We start from the raw sequence: 18,075 nt of genomic DNA on the forward strand, positions 1-18,075 counted from the left end.
AGTCTAGGTACACATTCTTATCTTTGACCAGGCAATCCCGCCCATTGCACCAACAACGCTTCCAGCAGCAGTGCCGGGTTGAGGTTGGCCTTGCTCAGGACTTTCTGCCGTTGGGCGAGAATCCAGTCCTGAATATCGAGGACTTTGCCCTGTGCGCTCTTCTGCGCCAGGTACTGCACGACCTTGCGCATGTCGGTCAGACCGAGGCCGGCTTCATCCTGGGTCAGTTGATAGCGCAGGATCAGGCTCGACCAGTCGCAGAACCAGTCAAACAGGCGCAACATCGGAATGTTTTTCCACTCTTCGGCCAGTTGCGTCGGCGACTGCTGTTGCTTGAGCAGCTTCTTCACCCCTTCGACCACCTGCGCCCGCTGTTCGCGCACGCCCTGGGACTGCAGGCTGACCGCCATCAACGGCGACCCGGCCGCCAGCGTCAGCAATTCGACGCGCTCCTCTTCAGAGCACTCCGGCAACGCCTGCGCCAGCCATTGCAGGCTCATGGCCTCACCGGGCAGCGGACACGCCTGCTGCACGCAGCGGCTCTTGATCGTCGGCAGCAAACGGCTCGGCTGGTGGCTGACCAGCAACAGCACAGTATCGCCGGACGGCTCCTCAAGGCTCTTGAGCAGTGCGTTGGCGGCGTTGATGTTCATCGACTCCACCGGTTCGATCAGCACCACTTTGCGCCCGCCCAGTTGCGCAGTCTGCACCACGAAACTGACCAGATCGCGCACCTGATCGACCTTGATCGCCTTGTCGGCCTCCTCCGGCTCGAGGATGTAATTGTCCGGATGGCTGCCAGCCTTGAGCAACAGGCAGGACTTGCATTCGCCGCACGCCTCGGGCGTCGGACGCTGACAGAGCAGGCTGGCCATCAGGCGCTCGGCTAGCGCGCGCTTGCCGATCCCCGCCGGGCCGTGCAGCAGGTACGCGTGGGCGTGCTGGCTACGTCCGGCCAGTTGCTGCCAGAGGCTGTCCTGCCATGGATAGGCCTCAGCCACGAATCAGCTCCAGCAAGTTCGGAATCAGAGTATCCAGCGATTGCTGAACCTTGACCAATGGCTGACCGGCATCGATGCGCACATAGCGCGCCGGATCCGCCTCGGCGCGCTGCAGGAACGCATTGCGTACCGCTTCGAAAAACGCCCGGCCTTCCAGTTCAAAGCGATCCAGACGGCCACGGGCACTGGCGCGGGCCAGGCCGATTTCCACCGGCAGATCAAAAATCAGCGTCAGATCCGGACGCAGGTCGCCCTGGACGAAAGTCTCCAGCGCGGCGATGCGTTCCAGCGACAAACCGCGACCGCCACCCTGATAGGCGTATGTCGAATCAGTGAAACGATCGCACAGCACCACCGCGCCGCGAGCCAGCGCCGGGCGGATCACTTCGGCCAGATGCTGGGCGCGCGCGGCGAACACCAGCAACAGCTCGGTGTCGGGGTTCATGACCTCGTCGGCCGGGGCCAGCAGCACATCGCGGATCCGCTCGGCGAGTGGCGTACCGCCGGGTTCGCGGGTCAGCAGCACTTCGATACCTTCGGCGCGCAGGCGCTCGGCGAGGTATTCGCGGTTGGTGCTCTTGCCGGCGCCTTCCGGGCCTTCCAGGGTAATAAACAAGCCAGTCACAGGCAGTCCTTAATCAAAGTCATTGCGCGTTTTGCGGAACGGCGGCATCCGGTGTCGGTGTGGGTTCCTGGGGAGGAACCTCCGGCAGCGCCTGCGGTGCAGTATCGGGCGAAGCCGCAGGAGTCGCTTCGGTGGCTGGCGCGGCAGCCGGTGTCCCCGCCGGTGCCGGGCTGGAGCGGTAATCGGCGCGGCGCTTGAGCTGGAATTCGCGCACCGCGCTGTTGTGCGCGTCCAGGTCATCGGAGAACACATGGCTGCCATCGCCACGGGCGACAAAGTACAGGCTGTTGCCTTGCACCGGGTTCAGCGCAGCATGAATCGCTTCGCGTCCGACCATCGCGATCGGCGTCGGCGGCAGCCCCGGAATCACATAGGTGTTGTATGGCGTCGGCTCTTTGAGATGCGCGCGCGTCAGCTTGCCGGTGTAGCGGTCGCCCAGACCATAGATCACGGTCGGATCGGTCTGCAACTGCATTCCCAGCGCCATGCGGCGCACGAACACGCCGGCAATCTGCCCACGCTCCTGCGGCACACCGGTCTCCTTCTCGACCAGCGAGGCCATGATCAGCGCCTGGTAGGGCTCGCTGTACGGAGCGTCGGCCGAGCGATTTTCCCACTCCTTGGCCAATACCTCGTCGAGTCGATCAAAGGCCTTCTTCAGCAGTTCGACGTCGGAGACACCGCGCACGAAGCGGTAGGTGTCCGGGAAGAAACGACCCTCGGGGAACAGACCGCGATGGCCGATTTTCTCCATCACTTCGCTGTCGCTCAAGCCCTTGAGGGTCTGCTCGATCTTTTCATCTTTTGCCAGCGCGGCGCGTACCTGATGGAAGTTCCAGCCCTCGACCAGCGTCAGGCTGTATTGCACCACTTCACCACGCTTCCACAAGTCGATCAGACCGTTGACGGTCATGCCCGGCTGCATGCGGTATTCGCCGCTATGGATCGGTGTACCGGTCAGGTTGAAGCGCCAATAGATGCGTAACCAGAAGGCGTCCTTGATGACGCCATCGGTTTCGAGTTCAAGAAAGGTACGGGTCGGCGTCGAGCCTTTTGGCACATCCAGCAGTTCTTCCTGCGTGATGTTCAGCGGCTGTTCCAGCGCGGAATGAATTTTCCAGGCGCTGGCGCCCAGCAAAAGCCCTGCGAGAACCAGTCCGGTTTCCAGCAGCAGCAAGAGTTTACGTCTCACGAATCAGGCATCCAGTAGGGCGCGGGAAATGGTTTGCAGTTTACGGGTGAGTTTGCCAACCGGCCAGCTCAGTGCAGCGTAGGCGCGTACCGGCCAGACGCCATACACACTGTTGCAGACAAAGACTTCATCAGCCCATTGCAGCTGTTCGAGGCTGATGTCGGTGATTTGCGTGTGAATTCCCAGGGACTCGGCCTGAAACAAAATTTCGGCACGCATTACGCCGGCCACGCCACAGCGCTTCAGATCCGGGGTGATCAGTACGCCATCGCGCACCAGAAACAGGTTGCTGTACACGCCTTCGATGACGCGCCCGGCCTGATCGAGCATCAAGCCTTCGGCGTGTTCGCTGTCGCGCCATTCGGCTCGGGCGAGCACTTGCTCCAGACGATTCAGATGTTTGAGACCTGCCAGCAAGGGCTGGTTAGACAACCGCGTGACGCAGGGAAACAGGCGTACGCCTTGCTCGCCATGCACAGCAGGATAAGCAGCGGGCGGGTTGCCTTGCAGAATGCGTCGGCCCTGCGCCGCTGGATCGGGCGCATAGCCGCGCAAGCCGTCACCTCGGGTGAGGATCAGCTTGAGGACGCCCTCGCCCATCGCCACGGCATAGGCCAGCAGCTCGGTGCGAACCAGCTCGATATCCACCGCGATGGCCAGACGCGAGCAACCCTCGGCCAAACGCGTCAGGTGACGATCCAGCAATACTGGCTGGCCGCCGTGCACAGCGATGGTCTCGAACAGACCATCGCCGTAAGCCAGGCCGCGATCTTTCAGCGACAGAGCGTCAGCCGGCTGACCGTCGACCCAGCTGTCCATCAGCCTGCGAACCGGCGGAACGCCAACGTGCCGTTGGTGCCGCCAAACCCGAAGGAGTTGGAGAGTACGACGTCGATGTCCATGTTGCGCGCAGTGTGCGGCACGAAATCGAGATCGCAGCCTTCATCCGGCTCGTCGAGGTTGATGGTCGGCGGTGCCACCTGGCTGTTGATCGCCAGCACGCTGAAGATCGCCTCGACCGCGCCCGCCGCACCCAACAGGTGACCGGTCATGGACTTGGTGGAGCTGACCGCCAGGTTGTAGGCGTGATCACCGAACACGGTCTTGATCGCGTTGGCTTCGGCAAGGTCGCCGGCCGGGGTCGAGGTACCGTGGGCGTTGATGTACTGCACCTGGTCGATGTTGATCTTCGCATCGCGCAGGGCATTGGTGATGCAGCGAGCCGCACCGGCACCGTCCGCAGGTGGCGAGGTCATGTGGAACGCATCGCCGCTGGTACCGAAGCCGATCAGCTCGGCGTAGATCGTGGCACCGCGGGCCTTGGCGTGCTCGAGTTCTTCGAGCACCAGAGCACCGGCACCGTCAGACAGCACGAAGCCATCACGGCCCTTGTCCCAGGGACGACTGGCGCGGGTCGGCTCGTCGTTGCGGGTCGAGAGCGCACGGGACGCGCCGAAGCCGCCCATGCCCAGACCGCATGCGGCCATCTCGGCACCGCCAGCGATCATCACGTCGGCCTCGTCGTACATGATGTTGCGCGCGGCCATGCCAATGCAGTGCGTACCGGTGGTACAGGCAGTGGAAATGGCGTAGTTCGGCCCCTGTGCACCCAGGTGGATGGACAGAAAACCGGAAATCATATTGATGATCGAGCCTGGCACGAAGAATGGCGAGATTCGACGCGGGCCCGTCTCATGCAGGGTACGGCTGGTTTCTTCGATGTTGGTCAGACCGCCGATGCCCGAACCCATGGCTACGCCAATGCGCTCACGGTTGGCGTCGGTGACTTCCAGACCGGCGTTGCGAACAGCCTGAAAACCCGCGGCCAGACCGTACTGAATGAACAGGTCGAGCTTGCGTGCTTCCTTGACCGACAGGTATTCCTCGACATTGAAGCCCTTTACCGAGCCGCCAAAACGGGTGGAATAGGCAGAAAGGTCGGTGTGTTCGATCAGACCAATGCCACTGCGGCCAGCCAGAATGCCCTGCCAACTGCTCGGCACATCCGTGCCCAGTGGCGACAACATACCCATACCGGTGACTACGACGCGTCTACGCGACACAGCACTCTCCTTTTTCAAATGACGACTTTGCATCAGGCCTAAAGAAAAAACCGCACGCCATGATGGCAGTGCGGTTTTTCCATGACAGCAGACAACGATTACAAACTATTACGCCTGGTGGCTAGTAACGTAGTCGATTGCAGCTTGTACAGTAGTGATCTTCTCAGCTTCTTCATCAGGGATTTCGGTCTCGAATTCCTCTTCCAGAGCCATCACCAGCTCAACGGTGTCAAGGGAGTCGGCACCCAGGTCTTCAACGAAGGAAGCAGTGTTGACCACTTCTTCCTGTTTAACACCCAGTTGCTCGGCAACGATTTTCTTGACGCGCTCTTCGATGGTGCTCATACCTTGTTTTCACTCCTAATGGACAAATTCAGGCAGCTGGCCAGTGGGTAAGTGTATAGAAAGGCTTTTCAGCTTTTCAACTGAAAGCTTCACTCCTCAAACCCTGCGGCCCTCTGCCTATAAATAGATTGCAGCTTTATAACGGATTTTAGACAGCTCGTATGACATTTTTTTGAAGCAATCCGTCACATTTTACTTACATGTACATCCCACCGTTCACCGGGATTGTAGCCCCAGTGACGTATGCCGCACCGTCGGATGCAAGAAAAGCGACCACCGAGGCGATCTCTTGAGCTTGCCCCAGACGACCCAGCGGAATCTGCGTCTGCAAGGCTTCACGCTGTGCTTCCGGCAGTTCGCGAGTCATATCGGTGTCGATGAACCCTGGGGTTACCGAGTTGACCGTAATCGAACGCGAACCGACTTCACGCGCCATCGCACGGCTGAAACCTTCCAGACCGGCCTTGGCGGCTGCATAGTTTACTTGGCCTGCGTTGCCCATGGCACCCACCACCGAGCCAATACTGATAATTCGGCCCCAGCGCGCCTTGGTCATACCGCGCAAAACGCCCTTGGACAAGCGATACAGACTGTTCAGATTGGTATCGATCACGTCGTACCACTCATCGTCTTTCATGCGCATCATCAGGTTATCGCGGGTGATGCCGGCATTATTGACCAGAATCGCCGGCGCACCGAACTGTTCCTGAATGCTCGCCAGAACCTTGCTGACGGATTCATCGCTGGTGACGTTGAGTTCCAGGCCAGTGCCCTGGATGCCGTGTTCTTTCAGGGTGGCAGCAATCGCCTCGGCGCCTTTGGCGGAAGTCGCAGTGCCGATGACGACGGCGCCCTGACGACCCAGTTCCAGTGCGATAGCCTGGCCGATACCGCGGCTTGCACCGGTGACCAGTGCAACTTTACCTTGCAGACTCATGCAAGTTTCTCCTGATTCAGGCCAGCGCTGCACGGGCGGCAGCGAAAGCGTCTGGGGTATTGAGGTTGGAAGTCGAAACGCCTTCGGCGCAACGTTTGTTCAGACCGGCGAGCACCTTGCCCGGGCCGCACTCGACCAGACTGGTGGCGCCTTTGGCAGCCAGGGTCTGGACCGATTCAACCCAGCGTACTGGCTTGTACAGTTGTTCGAGCAGATCACGCTTGAGGGTTTCCAGATCGGCCGGCACTTGCGCGCTGACGTTCTGGACCACCGGGATCTGCGGAGCCTGCCAGTCGATGGCGGCAATGGATTCGGCAAAGCGCTCGGCCGCCGGACGCATCAGCTCGCAGTGCGAAGGCACGCTCACCGGCAACGGCATGGCGCGCTTGGCGCCACGGGCCTTGCAGCCCTCGATGGCGCGCTCAACGGCCGCCTTGGCACCGGCAATCACTACCTGGCCCGGCGAGTTGAAGTTGACCGCGCTGACTACTTCGCCTTGCGCCGCTTCGGCACAGGCTGCCAGCACGTCGGCATCTTCCAGACCGAGGATGGCAGCCATGCCGCCCTGCCCGGCTGGAACGGCTTCCTGCATCAACTGACCGCGACGCTCAACGAGCTTCACCGCATCAGCCAGGCTCAGGCTGCCGGCGGCAACCAGCGCGCTGTATTCACCCAGGCTGTGACCGGCAACAAATGCCGGACGCGCACCGCCTTGAGCCAGCCACAGGCGCCACAGGGCGATCGAAGCAGTCAGAATGGCCGGTTGGGTTTTGTCGGTTTGATTGAGCAGCTCTTCCGGACCCTGCTGGGTCAGCGCCCACAGGTCATAGCCCAGAGCATCGGATGCTTCTTTGAAGGTTTCGAGGATCAGCGGATGTTCCGCGCCCAGCTCGGCCAGCATGCCGAGGGACTGCGAACCCTGTCCTGGAAAGACGAATGCGAGGGAAGCAGACATGTAACAAGCCCCTAATGATCTTGTCGTCGGAAAATGACGCCCCACCGAGGGACGCAAGAAACTGACAGTTGGATGGCCCTTTGAACCGGGCGGTCACATTTAAGCATTGTCCGACGAAATCGCCTAAGACAACAAATCCTCCAGACGGCCATGGAGACGTTCGGGCAGATTCTCCTGAATCTCGATCAGTGCACGCTGAATCGCACTCTGAAACCCCTGAACCCCGGCCGAACCATGACTTTTCACCACAATGCCCTGCAAGCCGAGAAAGCTTGCGCCGTTATGTCGCGCCGGCGCCAGATCCGCCTGCAAGCGCTTCATCAATGGCAGGGCCAAAGCACCTACCACGCGGGAAGCGAAGTTTTTCTTGAACAAGGCCTCGATGCGCGCAGCGATCATCGTCGCCAGGCCCTCGCTGGACTTGAGCAGGATATTGCCGACAAACCCGTCACAGACCACCACATCCGCCTCGCCGCGATAAAGACCATCGCCCTCGACAAAACCGATGTAGTTGATGCCGCGCGCAGCCTGCAGCAAAGTCGCGGCCAGCTTGACCTGCTGATTGCCCTTGATGTCTTCGGTGCCGATATTCAGTAACGCGACACGCGGCCGGGCGATGCCCAGCGTCTGCGCCGCCACCGAGCCCATCACCGCGAACTGCAACAGATGCTCGGCGCTGCAATCGACGTTGGCGCCCAGATCGAGCAACTGGCAATAGCCCTTTTGCGTCGGAATCGCCGCCACCATCGCCGGCCGATCAATCCCCGGCAAGGTCTTGAGCACGAAACGCGACAGCGCCATCAACGCACCGGTATTACCGGCGCTGACACAGGCCTGAGCCTTGCCGTCACGCACCAGCTCCAGGGCGACACGCATCGACGAATCCGGCTTGCCACGCAAGGCCTGAGTCGGCTTTTCGTCCATGGTGATGACTTCAGACGCCGGAACAATCGTCAGGCGCGCGCGATCGGCAGCCGATTGGCCGTGGATCAGTTCTTCAAGAAGGGAGGATTGACCGACGAGGGTCAGGTGCAGCGAGGGCGTAGCAGAAAGGCAAGCAAGGCTAGCCTGAACAATGCTGCGGGGACCGAAGTCCCCGCCCATTGCGTCAATCGCGATGACTTGAGCGGACAAGTGATTACTCGTCAGCGCCCTTGTCGATCACTTTACGGCCACGGTATACGCCTTCTGGCGATACGTGGTGACGCAGGTGAACTTCACCAGTGGTTTTTTCTACAGACAGGGTGCTAGCCTCGAGAGCGTCGTGCGAACGGCGCATGTCACGGGCGGAGCGGGATTTTTTGTTCTGCTGAACAGCCATAATTGATTAACTCCTAAACGTTTGGGTCACGCTTTAACTGCGCCAATACACTGAACGGGTTGGACCGCGTTACCTCGTCCTCGCTCGGTTCGGGTTCATCTGCTCCCGCCGGCTGCTGGCATTCTTCCGGATGATGAGCAGGCACAATGGGCAAGGCGAGCAGAAGCTCCTCCTCGATCAGTGACTGCAGATCCAATGGATCTTCGCCCAGTTCCAGCACGTCATAACCTTTCGGTAACGACTGGGTATTCGCACCCTCCTTCACTACAGCGTAACTGCATTCGCTGTGGATCGGCAGGGTGACCAGCTCAAGACAACGCTGGCAGACCATTTTGACTTCGGTGTCGATAAAACTGTGGATCACCACAGATTTACGTTCATCTCGTTCAAAAACGAATTTGGCCTGCACCTTACCGACATCGTCGGAAAGCGGGTCGCAGAGTCTCTTCAAATCGGCCAGCAGCAGTTCACCTTGAAGGGTGGTGCCACGGTCAGCCAATTTGCGCGGGTCAACGTGAGGTGGAATCGGGTCATTCAACATAGGCGCAGCATTATAGGGATGCACCCACCCATGTCAAAGGAAATTGTGCCCTGTCCGTCACTTGCGTGCCTCCGCTAGAATTCGCACCTGCCTCAGGAGACGCCAATGCTGCCTTTATTACTCGCCTCAAGCTCGACTTATCGCCGGGAATTGCTCGCCCGCCTGCACCTGCCGTTCGTCTGCAGCTCGCCAGATATCGACGAAAGCCACCAGAACGGCGAATCCGCCATCGATCTGGTCAAGCGCCTCGCCGAACAGAAAGCCCGGGCACTGGCTGCCAGCCACCCTGCCCACCTGATTATCGGCTCGGACCAGGTTGCCGTGCTCGGCGAGCGGATCATCGGCAAGCCTCACTCCTTCGACAAGGCTCGCGAGCAACTGCTGGCGGCCAGCGGCGCCAGTGTGACATTCCTCACCGGCCTGGCCCTGCTCAACAGCCAGACCGGCCTATGCCAGGTCGACTGTGTGCCATTTACCGTACACATGCGCCAGCTCGACGAAGCGCGCATCGAACGCTACCTGCGCCTCGAGCAGCCCTACGACTGCGCCGGCAGCTTCAAGGCCGAAGGCCTGGGTGTGAGCCTGTTTCAGTCCACCGAAGGGCCTGACGCCACCAGCCTGATCGGCCTGCCGCTCATCCGCCTGATTGACATGCTACTGGCCGAGGGCGTGCAAATTCCGTGACGCACAAAAAACCGGCCATCAAGGCCGGTTTATTTATCAGACGAACTGTCAGCGCAACGAAGGCCCGCGGAAACCCATCCACATCGCCAACTGCTCAGCCACGCTGGCACCGAGCTTCTTCGAGAAGCGATCGAACGGCGATTCCTGCACGGTGAAATCCACCAACTCCTTCTCGCCAATCACATCCCGCGCCACCGAACTGGTATTGCCCAGACCATCGATCAAACCCAGCGGCAGAGCCTGCTCACCTGACCAGACAAGACCGGAAAACAATTCCGGATGCTCCTTGTCCTTCAGACGATCGCCACGCCCCTGCTTGACGCTATTGATGAACTGGTTGTGCGTGGTATCCAGCACTGTCTGCCAGAACGCCGTTTCATCCGGCTTCTGCGGCTGGAACGGGTCGAGGAACGACTTGTGCTCGCCAGACGTGTAAGTGCGACGTTCAACGCCGAGCTTGTCCATGGTACCGACGAAACCGTAACCGGCCGCCGTCACACCAATCGAACCGACCAGACTCGCCTTGTCGGCATAGATCTGATCTGCCGCACTGGCGATGTAATAGGCACCGGACGCTCCGAGATCGGAAATCACCGCATAAACCTTGATGTCCGGATGCAGACCGCGCAGACGCTTGATTTCGTCGTACACGTAACCCGACTGCACCGGGCTGCCGCCGGGACTGTTGATCCGCAGGATTACACCCTTGACCTTCTTGTCCTCAAAGGCTGCACGCAGACTGCCGACAATGTTGTCGGCGCTGGCAGGCTCTTTGTCAGCGATCACACCAGTGACGTCGATTAGTGCGGTGTAGTTCGGGCCGCGAGTGGCGCTCTTTTCCATGTCCATCAGCGGCGTGAACGCAACCAGAGCGATAAACAGATAAACAAAAGTCAGCAGCTTGAAGAAAATCCCCCAGCGCCGCGAGCGACGCTGCTCCTGCACACCGGCGAGCAAGGCCTTTTCCAACAGCTTCCAGCTTTTCGCGTCACCGTCGTCGGCACTTGCCTTGGCCGGTGCTTTCCATTCGTCGGTCATCCAGTCCACCCCAGAAAAAACTTATTTGGCCTGCTGCCCCAGCCAGGCATGCAACTCACTAAAATGGTCGATCGACAGGCGCGGCTCGAACTGCTGCAGCGAGTCAATCGACTGCGCGCCGTAGCTGACCGCCACAGAGGCCATGCCTGCATTGCGCGCCATCAGCAGATCGAAGGACGAGTCCCCGACCATCAGCGCCTGCTCGGGATGCACGCCGCAGTGGTCGAGAATCTGTTCCAGCATCAACGGATGCGGCTTGCTCGCGGTCTCGTCGGCGGCGCGGGTGATATCGAAAAAATCTTCCCAGCCATTGGCCTTCAGCACCCGATCCAGTCCGCGACGATTCTTGCCGGTCGCGACCGCCAGGTGAAAACCCTGCTCACGAAAGGACGCCATCGACTCGACTACACCTTCGAACAGCGGCGAAGGCACGGCTTCTGCCGCGATGTAGTGATCAGCGTAGTACTCGCGAAACAAGGTCATCTCGGCATCGCTGATGTCCGGGTACAAGGTGCGGATCGCCTCGGGCAAGCCCAGACCGATGATGCCCTTGACGGCAAAATCATCGCGCAACTCGAAACCGGAACGCCCGGACGCAGAATGCATCGCCTCGACAATCCGACCAATGGAATCGGCGAGGGTGCCGTCCCAATCGAAAATCAGCAGCTTGTAATCAGATGGGCGCACTCAATCGCTCCACGGTCTTGGCCCACATTTCATCGACCGGTGCCTGCAACTTGAGCTCACCGCCATCAGGCAGCGGCACGGTCAGCATGTAGGCGTGCAGGAACAGGCGCTTGCCGCCCAGATCACGGATTTCCTTGCTGAAACCGTCATCGCCGTACTTGGTGTCACCGGCAATGCAATGCCCGGCGTGCAACGTGTGGACGCGGATCTGGTGCGTACGGCCGGTGATCGGCTTGGCTTCGATCAGCGTGGCAAAGTCGCCAAAGCGGCGCAAGACCTTGAACACGGTCACCGACTCCTTGCCTTCCTCCTCGTCGACCTCGACCATGCGCTCGCCGGAGCGCAGATTGCTCTTGCCGAGCGCCGCACGGACTTGCTTGATCGAGGTCGCCCAGTTGCCGCGAACCAGAGCCATGTAGCGCTTATCGACGCCGTCACCGCGCAAGGCGGCGTGCAAGTGGCGCAACATGCTGCGCTTCTTGGCGATCATCAACAGACCGGAGGTATCACGGTCGAGACGGTGAACCAGTTCCAGCTCCTTGGCATCGGGGCGCAACTGACGAAAGGCTTCGATCACGCCGTAATTCAAGCCGCTGCCGCCGTGAACCGCAATGCCGGCGGGCTTGTTGATCACGATCAGGGCTTTGTCTTCGTAGACAATCGAGGCTTCCAGGCGCTGCAACAGACCTTGGGCCAAAGGCACCGGCTCGTCGCGCTCAGGCACGCGAACCGGCGGCACACGCACGATATCGCCGGCCTGCAGCTTGTATTCGGGCTTGATCCGCCCCTTGTTCACACGCACTTCGCCTTTACGCAAAATGCGGTAAATCAAGGTCTTGGGCACGCCTTTGAGCCGGGCAAGGAGGAAATTGTCGATTCGTTGGCCGGCATACTCCGGCGAGACTTCAAGCAGTTGAACGCCTGGAGTCGAAGGGGCAGTAGTTGTCATGTCGCGGATGATAACAATTTTTATGGAATTGAAGCACTTAATCATTGCTGCTATAGTCGCGAACGCCGCCAAAAGCGGCCTGGACAGCGGAACCACGGTCAAAAACCGGCCCTGACCAACGCAATTCACCAGGACGCGAGGCCGTCCTACGGGGCTTTCGCTACGTAACGGTGGAGTTTGCAGTTGTAACAAGCGCAGGTGACATGAGGCCTGAATTACACCGTCGAGCAGAGTTTTCACTCGCCTGACAGGCAAATATTCGAGGCCAGTTCACAAAGTGCAGTCAGCTGCAGATGACCCCGAGCGAAGGCTTCGGAAACATCGCCTGAATTAGCCATGATGCGTGACCTCCCCTTTCGGAGCTCACGGTAAATGCCAACCCGCTGCGGATTCTGCGCGCGGCAGCACCCGAATTATCAGGGATACGTGTAGGGTGGAGATGCACAACCGCCGGACTGTGTAGCAATAGGCTTTATCAAGACGCTTCATCTCGTCCACAGCCGCTGGTTGATTCCTCCTCCTGACTGAGTGCTTAAGTAGCCACAGCAAGCAGGACGCGTACGTCGCGATATCGGCCCAATTGGCCTGACATCGCTGGACACGGGAATGGCCAACCACTCCCGACGCACCTGACACCGACCGTGAGAAGTCGTGTGTGCCGAACGCCGTTTCCGGCAGCCCGGAAACCGACGGTACTACATGAAAAGAATGCTGATTAACGCAACTCAACCCGAAGAGTTGCGTGTTGCACTGGTAGATGGCCAACGCCTCTACGACCTGGACATCGAATCCGGTGCACGCGAGCAGAAAAAGGCCAACATCTACAAAGGCCGTATCACTCGCATCGAACCAAGCCTTGAGGCTGCCTTTGTCGATTTCGGCTCCGAGCGCCACGGCTTCCTGCCCCTCAAAGAAATCTCCCGCGAATACTTCAAGAAAGCCCCTGAAGGCCGCGTCAACATCAAGGACGTCCTGAGCGAAGGCCAGGAAGTCATCGTTCAGGTCGAAAAAGAAGAACGTGGCAACAAGGGCGCCGCCCTGACCACTTTCATCAGCCTGGCCGGTCGTTACCTCGTGCTGATGCCGAACAACCCGCGTGCCGGCGGTATCTCCCGTCGCATCGAAGGCGAAGAGCGCAACGAACTGCGTGAAGCGCTGAACGGTCTGGTTGCTCCAGCCGACATGGGTCTGATCGTGCGCACTGCCGGCCTGGGCCGCAGCAGCGAAGAAATGCAGTGGGATCTCGACTACCTGCTGCAACTGTGGACCGCCATCAAAGAAGCCTCGCTGGATCGCTCCGCGCCGTTCCTGATCTACCAGGAAAGCAACGTGATCATCCGCGCCATCCGCGATTACCTGCGCCAGGACATCGGCGAAGTGCTGATCGACAGCGTTGAAGCCCAGGACGAAGCCCTGACTTTCATCCGCCAGGTGATGCCGCAGTACGCCAGCAAGATCAAGCTGTACGAAGACAGCGTGCCGCTGTTCAACCGTTTCCAGATCGAAAGCCAGATCGAGACCGCTTTCCAGCGCGTCGTCGAACTGCCTTCCGGCGGCTCCATCGTCATCGATCCGACCGAAGCCCTGGTGTCCATCGACATCAACTCGGCGCGCGCCACCAAAGGCAGCGACATCGAAGAAACCGCGCTGCAGACCAACCTTGAAGCCGCCGAAGAAATCGCCCGTCAGTTGCGCCTGCGCGACATCGGCGGCCTGATCGTCATCGACTTCATCGACATGACCCCTGCCAAGAACCAGCGCGCCGTGGAAGAGAAAGTCCGCGAATGCCTGGAAGCCGACCGCGCTCGCGTGCAGATCGGCCGCATCTCGCGCTTCGGCCTGCTGGAAATGTCCCGTCAGCGCCTGCGTCCATCGCTGGGCGAAAGCAGCGGCATCGTCTGCCCGCGCTGCAACGGCACCGGCATCATCCGTGACGTCGAATCGCTGTCGCTGGCAATCCTGCGCCTGATCGAAGAAGAAGCCCTGAAAGACCGCACTGCCGAAGTGCGCGCGCAGGTGCCGATCCCGGTCGCCGCGTTCCTACTCAATGAAAAACGCAACTCGATCACCAAGATCGAACTGCGCACCCGTGCCCGTATCGTCATTCTGCCGAACGATCACCTCGAAACCCCGCACTTCGAAGTTCAGCGTCTGCGTGACGACAGCCCGGAAGCTGCGACCAACCAGTCCAGCTACGAAATCGCTGCTGCCGCTGCCGAAGTCGAAGAAGTCCAGCCAGCCGCTGCGACCCGCACCCTGGTTCGCCAGGAAGCCGCGGTCAAGACTGCTCCGGCCCGCGCCAACGCTCCGGTGCCGACCGAAGTCGCCGCGCCTGCCGCCGCTGCACCCGCTCCGGTTGCCGCGCCAGAGCCAAGCCTGTTCAAAGGCCTGGTGAAATCGCTGGTCAGCCTGTTCGCGACCAAAGAAGAGCCAGCCGCTCCGGTCGTCGTTGAAAAGCCGGCCACCGAGCGTCCAGCCCGCAACGAAGAGCGTCGCAACGGTCGTCAGCAGAGCCGCAACCGTAACGGTCGCCGCGATGAAGAGCGCAAGCCGCGCGAAGAACGTGCACCGCGTGAAGAGCGCGCACCACGTGAGCCGCGTGAAGAGCGTCAGCCTCGTGAAGCCCGTGAGCCGCGTGAAACCCGCACCGAAGCGCCAGCCGCTCGCGAAGAACGCGCACCACGCGCTCCGCGTGAAGAACGTGCACCACGTGCGCCACGTGAAGACCGCAAGCCACGTGGCGAGCGTGAAGAGCGTGTCCGTGAACTGCGCGAGCCACTGGACGCCGCTCCGGCCGCACCCGTAGCTGCTGCCGCTGCCGCTGTTGTCGCAGAAGAGCGTCCGGCCCGTCAGCCACGCGAAGAACGCGCACCACGCCCACCGCGTGAAGAGCGTCAACCACGTGCCGAACAGGCTGCTGCGGTAGCCGAAGAAGAAGTCATCACCGGCGAAGAGCAACTGTCGGAAGACGGTCAGGACAACGCCGAAGGCGATCGTCCACGTCGTCGCTCCCGTGGTCAGCGTCGTCGCAGCAACCGTCGCGAGCGTCAGCGTGATGCCAACGGCAACGTGATCGAAGGTTCGGAAGAGTCCGAGTCCGGCGAAAACGCTGAAACAGCACCAAGCGCTGCCGATCTGGCTGCCGGCCTGGCCGTGACAGCCGCTGTTGCCAGCAGCGTGATCAGCGCTCCAGCCGAAGCACAGGCACACGAGCAAGCTGAACGCGCCACCGCCGCCACCCTGGAAACTGCTCCAGTGGAAGCGCCGGTCGTTGAAGCCACCACCCCAGTGGAAGTGGTTGCTGCTCCGGAAGTCGAAGTGGCACCGGTTCGCGAAGCTCAGCCTCAGGCTGAAGTCGCTGCCGAGCCTGCTCCGGTTGTCGAAGCGCCAGTCGTGACCGCAGAGCCGGTTGCTGAAGCCGTCGCTGAAACTGTGACCGAAACCGTGCGTGAAGTTCGCGAAGAACAGACCGCCTTCAACTGGGTTGCCGAGCCTGCCGTCGCTGAAACGCCAGCGCCAGTAGCAGAAGAAGCCAAGGCCGCCGCGCCAGTGGTTGAAGTGGCCGAACCTGCTCCAGCGCCAGTGGTTGAAGCACCGGTCGTCGAAGCGCCTGTGGTTGCTGAAGCCCCTGCTCCAGTGGTTGAAGCCGCTCCGGTCAGCGCCCTGACGCCAAACGGCCGTGCGCCAAACGACCCACGTGAAGTGCGTCGCCGCAAGCGTGAAGCCGAGCGTCTGCAGAAGGAAGCCGAACTGGCTGCCGCTGCAGCTCCAGCTGCTGAAGTCGTAGAGGTTGCTGCTTCCGTGACTGAAGAAGCAGTGGTTGAGTCGGTGATCGCCGAAGCACCACGCTCCGTTCAGGACGCGGTCGAGCATCACCAAGAGGCCCAGGAAAAAGAACACGAGCCTAAACCGCTCGTCTGATTCCGAAAGCCAATAAAAAGCCCCGCCTGAGCAATCAGGCGGGGCTTTTTTATTCCATTTAGAAGATCAAAAGATCGCAGCCTTCGGCAGCTCCTACAGGTGATCACATCCCAAATGTAGGAGCTGCCGAAGGCTGCGATCTTTTGATCTGGCTTTTATTTGAACACCAACGCCTCAGGCACATCGATATCCCACAACACCCCGGGATCATCCACCGCTATCTCAATCACCCTGCCCTGCTTGAACAAAGGCCTGGCGCCGCGATCACCACTCAATGCCTGCAAGCCCGGCCCGAACGAACGCCCGAACCCCACCGGATGCCCAAATTCGCCCTCCTGCACCGGCACACTAACCGCGTCATCGGTCATTGCCGCCACCACCCGCTCAATACTCGACGGCAAAATAAACGGCATATCCCCCAGCACAATCAACCAGCCATCCGCCTCCGGACAAGCCGCAACGCCCGCCGCAATGCTGTCACCCATCCCGGTCGAATCAATCGAGACCACCTCACAGCCATAGGCCTGAGCCATGCGCATCGCCTGCGGCCGCGCTTCGGTGGTGACCAGCACCCGCTTGTCGAGACCGGCCGGCAGATTCAGCAATACCTGCTCGATCACCGAACGCACCGCACCATCACGCCCGGTGCAATCGGCCAGCAGCTTGTCCTTGTCGTCACCCGCAACCTGACGAAAGCGACTGCCCTCGCCCGCCGCCAACACAATCACTGCGATGGATCGACTCATGACGCCTCCACAACTTTCTTCTGTTTCAACTCAACGCCGTTCTTGATCGCGACGATCTCCGCCAACAACGACAGGGCAATCTCCGCCGGTGAATGGCTGCCGATGTGCAAACCGATCGGCCCGTGCAAACGGTTGATCGCCTCGGGTGACAAGCCCAACTGAGCCAGATTGTCCCGGCGCTTCTGACTGTTGACCCGCGATCCGAGTGCACCGACATAAAAGGCCGGCGAATCGAGTGCGGTGAGCAGCGCCATATCGTCCAGGCGTGGATCGTGGGTCAGCGCCACAATCGCCGTGCGCTCGTCCGTCTGAATGCTCAACACCGCGTCATCCGGCATGCCCGGGACAAAGCGACCGTGGTGCTCTTCCCAGCCGTAGACGAACTCGGTACGCGGATCGCAGATCAGCACTTCGAAATCCAGCAGCCGCGCCATGTCCGCCACGTAACGCGACAGCTGTCCGGCGCCGATCAACAACAGACGCCAGCGCGGACCATAAATGGCGCGTAGGGTCTTGCCTTCGAATTCGAGCACATCGGATTTGCTCGCCGCCGACAGCACAACCTCACCGGTTTCGATGTTCAGCTGACGGGCGACAATCTCATGGTTTTCACAACGCGCCAGCAACTCCGCGACCCACGCCGGATCACCGACCCGCTCCTCGGTCAGACGCAGCGTGCCGCCACAGGGCAAGCCGAAACGCGCCGCCTCCTCGCGAGTGACGCCATAGGTAATCAGTTGTACCGGCGGGCCGTCGCTGGCGATGCGCCCGTCGTGCAGGCGGGCAATCAAGTCATCCTCGACACAACCGCCCGACACCGAGCCGATCACCACGCCGTCCTCGCGCAACGCGAGCATCGCGCCGGGTGCCCGGGGCGCGGTGCCCCAGGTCTGCACCACGCTGAACAGCACCACTCGCTGCCCGGCGCGGCGCCACTCGAGCACGCTGCGCAGGACGTTGAGGTCGACGCTGTCCATCAGGCCGGTACCTGCTGTCGAGAGTGCCAGACCTGAAGTTTCAGGGTAATCATGGGTTCATCCGCAGAGGGTTTCGGCTATGGCCGGCAGTTT

18 protein-coding genes are annotated in these 18,075 nt (G+C 60.6%); 2 read left to right on the forward strand and 16 right to left on the reverse strand.

Annotated features, from left to right (window positions below; all coding sequences use genetic code 11):
- Window positions 1–17 precede the first annotated feature (17 nt).
- The 11 genes from V9L13_RS12770 to V9L13_RS12820 all read right to left on the reverse strand — a co-directional run bounded on the left by V9L13_RS12770 (window position 18) and on the right by V9L13_RS12820 (window position 8,980).
- Complete coding sequence (locus V9L13_RS12770) at window positions 18–1,001, reverse strand: DNA polymerase III subunit delta' (RefSeq protein ID WP_003227032.1); 984 nt, start codon at window positions 999–1,001, stop codon at window positions 18–20.
- On the reverse strand, window positions 994–1,626 hold the full coding sequence (tmk, locus tag V9L13_RS12775) for a dTMP kinase (protein WP_338802688.1): 633 nt from the start codon (window positions 1,624–1,626) through the stop codon (window positions 994–996). The genes V9L13_RS12770 and tmk overlap by 8 nt, the downstream gene beginning before the upstream one ends.
- 19 nt (window positions 1,627–1,645) lie before the next feature.
- Complete coding sequence (gene mltG, locus V9L13_RS12780; RefSeq protein ID WP_226499657.1) at window positions 1,646–2,818, reverse strand: endolytic transglycosylase MltG; 1,173 nt, start codon at window positions 2,816–2,818, stop codon at window positions 1,646–1,648.
- Window positions 2,819–2,821: 3 nt separating this feature from the next.
- The gene (gene pabC / locus V9L13_RS12785; protein WP_338802689.1) at window positions 2,822–3,637 is read right to left on the reverse strand and encodes an aminodeoxychorismate lyase; all 816 of its coding nucleotides are present in this window, start codon (window positions 3,635–3,637) and stop codon (window positions 2,822–2,824) included.
- Window positions 3,637–4,881 carry a beta-ketoacyl-ACP synthase II gene (gene fabF, locus V9L13_RS12790; RefSeq protein WP_003227039.1) on the reverse strand — a complete coding sequence of 415 codons (1,245 nt, stop codon included), beginning with the start codon at window positions 4,879–4,881 and terminating at the stop codon, window positions 3,637–3,639. Before fabF ends, pabC begins: the two co-directional genes overlap by 1 nt.
- A 108-nt stretch (window positions 4,882–4,989) precedes the next feature.
- Window positions 4,990–5,226 (reverse strand): acyl carrier protein, encoded by a 237-nt coding sequence (gene acpP / locus V9L13_RS12795; protein WP_003227051.1) that lies wholly within the window; start codon window positions 5,224–5,226, stop codon window positions 4,990–4,992.
- 196 nt (window positions 5,227–5,422) lie between these two features.
- The gene (fabG, locus tag V9L13_RS12800) at window positions 5,423–6,163 is read right to left on the reverse strand and encodes a 3-oxoacyl-ACP reductase FabG (RefSeq protein ID WP_003227053.1); all 741 of its coding nucleotides are present in this window, start codon (window positions 6,161–6,163) and stop codon (window positions 5,423–5,425) included.
- Between the two features lie 16 nt (window positions 6,164–6,179).
- The gene (fabD, locus tag V9L13_RS12805) at window positions 6,180–7,118 is read right to left on the reverse strand and encodes an ACP S-malonyltransferase (RefSeq protein ID WP_003227054.1); all 939 of its coding nucleotides are present in this window, start codon (window positions 7,116–7,118) and stop codon (window positions 6,180–6,182) included.
- Between the two features lie 123 nt (window positions 7,119–7,241).
- Window positions 7,242–8,252, reverse strand: a complete 1,011-nt coding sequence (gene plsX / locus V9L13_RS12810) for a phosphate acyltransferase PlsX (protein ID WP_080593259.1) — start codon at window positions 8,250–8,252, stop codon at window positions 7,242–7,244.
- A 4-nt stretch (window positions 8,253–8,256) separates the two neighbouring features.
- Window positions 8,257–8,439, reverse strand: coding sequence for a 50S ribosomal protein L32 (gene rpmF / locus V9L13_RS12815; RefSeq protein ID WP_003179396.1), 183 nt, complete (start codon window positions 8,437–8,439; stop codon window positions 8,257–8,259).
- A gap of 13 nt (window positions 8,440–8,452) precedes the next feature.
- A complete protein-coding gene (locus V9L13_RS12820; RefSeq protein ID WP_003227058.1) occupies window positions 8,453–8,980 on the reverse strand; it encodes a YceD family protein in 528 nt (175 codons plus the stop codon).
- Window positions 8,981–9,085: 105 nt separating this feature from the next.
- Between V9L13_RS12820 and V9L13_RS12825 the strand changes: the two genes are divergently transcribed.
- Window positions 9,086–9,664 carry a nucleoside triphosphate pyrophosphatase gene (locus V9L13_RS12825; RefSeq protein WP_338802690.1) on the forward strand — a complete coding sequence of 193 codons (579 nt, stop codon included), beginning with the start codon at window positions 9,086–9,088 and terminating at the stop codon, window positions 9,662–9,664.
- Window positions 9,665–9,712: 48 nt separating this feature from the next.
- Here the strand turns inward: V9L13_RS12825 and sppA are convergent, their stop codons facing one another.
- From sppA to rluC, 3 genes are read right to left on the reverse strand one after another with little or no spacing between them, the layout of a single operon-like run.
- Window positions 9,713–10,702 carry a signal peptide peptidase SppA gene (gene sppA / locus V9L13_RS12830; RefSeq protein ID WP_338802691.1) on the reverse strand — a complete coding sequence of 330 codons (990 nt, stop codon included), beginning with the start codon at window positions 10,700–10,702 and terminating at the stop codon, window positions 9,713–9,715.
- Window positions 10,703–10,723: 21 nt separating this feature from the next.
- Window positions 10,724–11,389: an HAD-IA family hydrolase gene (locus tag V9L13_RS12835; protein WP_103520748.1), complete on the reverse strand. Its 666-nt coding sequence runs from the start codon at window positions 11,387–11,389 to the stop codon at window positions 10,724–10,726.
- On the reverse strand, window positions 11,376–12,338 hold the full coding sequence (gene rluC, locus V9L13_RS12840) for a 23S rRNA pseudouridine(955/2504/2580) synthase RluC (RefSeq protein WP_007950779.1): 963 nt from the start codon (window positions 12,336–12,338) through the stop codon (window positions 11,376–11,378). The genes V9L13_RS12835 and rluC overlap by 14 nt, the downstream gene beginning before the upstream one ends.
- Before the next feature lie 699 nt (window positions 12,339–13,037).
- Here rluC and rne point away from each other — a divergent pair.
- A complete protein-coding gene (gene rne, locus V9L13_RS12845) occupies window positions 13,038–16,259 on the forward strand; it encodes a ribonuclease E (protein WP_338802692.1) in 3,222 nt (1,073 codons plus the stop codon).
- 155 nt (window positions 16,260–16,414) lie between these two features.
- On the opposite strand, the gene V9L13_RS12850 is transcribed toward rne, so the two are convergent.
- Entirely contained in the window at window positions 16,415–17,005 is a 591-nt protein-coding gene (locus V9L13_RS12850) for a nucleotidyltransferase family protein (RefSeq protein WP_338802693.1), read from the reverse strand.
- On the reverse strand, window positions 17,002–17,982 hold the full coding sequence (locus V9L13_RS12855; protein WP_338802694.1) for an XdhC family protein: 981 nt from the start codon (window positions 17,980–17,982) through the stop codon (window positions 17,002–17,004). Before V9L13_RS12855 ends, V9L13_RS12850 begins: the two co-directional genes overlap by 4 nt.
- Between the last annotated feature and the right edge of the window lie 93 nt (window positions 17,983–18,075).

This window comes from Pseudomonas sp. RSB 5.4, from assembly GCF_037126175.1.
Taxonomy (GTDB): Bacteria; Pseudomonadota; Gammaproteobacteria; order Pseudomonadales; family Pseudomonadaceae; genus Aquipseudomonas; species Aquipseudomonas fluorescens_H.

Bases quoted from the DNA above. Each gene is read 5' to 3' on its own strand.
- pabC (WP_338802689.1), bottom strand. From the start codon at position 3,637: ATGGACAGCTGGGTCGACGGTCAGCCGGCTGACGCTCTGTCGCTGAAA.
- acpP (WP_003227051.1), bottom strand. From the start codon at position 5,226: ATGAGCACCATCGAAGAGCGCGTCAAGAAAATCGTTGCCGAGCAACTG.
- fabG (WP_003227053.1), bottom strand. From the start codon at position 6,163: ATGAGTCTGCAAGGTAAAGTTGCACTGGTCACCGGTGCAAGCCGCGGT.
- fabD (WP_003227054.1), bottom strand. From the start codon at position 7,118: ATGTCTGCTTCCCTCGCATTCGTCTTTCCAGGACAGGGTTCGCAGTCC.
- rpmF (WP_003179396.1), bottom strand. From the start codon at position 8,439: ATGGCTGTTCAGCAGAACAAAAAATCCCGCTCCGCCCGTGACATGCGC.
- V9L13_RS12820 (WP_003227058.1), bottom strand. From the start codon at position 8,980: ATGTTGAATGACCCGATTCCACCTCACGTTGACCCGCGCAAATTGGCT.
- V9L13_RS12825 (WP_338802690.1), top strand. From the start codon at position 9,086: ATGCTGCCTTTATTACTCGCCTCAAGCTCGACTTATCGCCGGGAATTG.
- sppA (WP_338802691.1), bottom strand. From the start codon at position 10,702: ATGACCGACGAATGGAAAGCACCGGCCAAGGCAAGTGCCGACGACGGT.
- rluC (WP_007950779.1), bottom strand. From the start codon at position 12,338: ATGACAACTACTGCCCCTTCGACTCCAGGCGTTCAACTGCTTGAAGTC.
- rne (WP_338802692.1), top strand. From the start codon at position 13,038: ATGAAAAGAATGCTGATTAACGCAACTCAACCCGAAGAGTTGCGTGTT.
- V9L13_RS12850 (WP_338802693.1), bottom strand. From the start codon at position 17,005: ATGAGTCGATCCATCGCAGTGATTGTGTTGGCGGCGGGCGAGGGCAGT.
- V9L13_RS12855 (WP_338802694.1), bottom strand. From the start codon at position 17,982: ATGGACAGCGTCGACCTCAACGTCCTGCGCAGCGTGCTCGAGTGGCGC.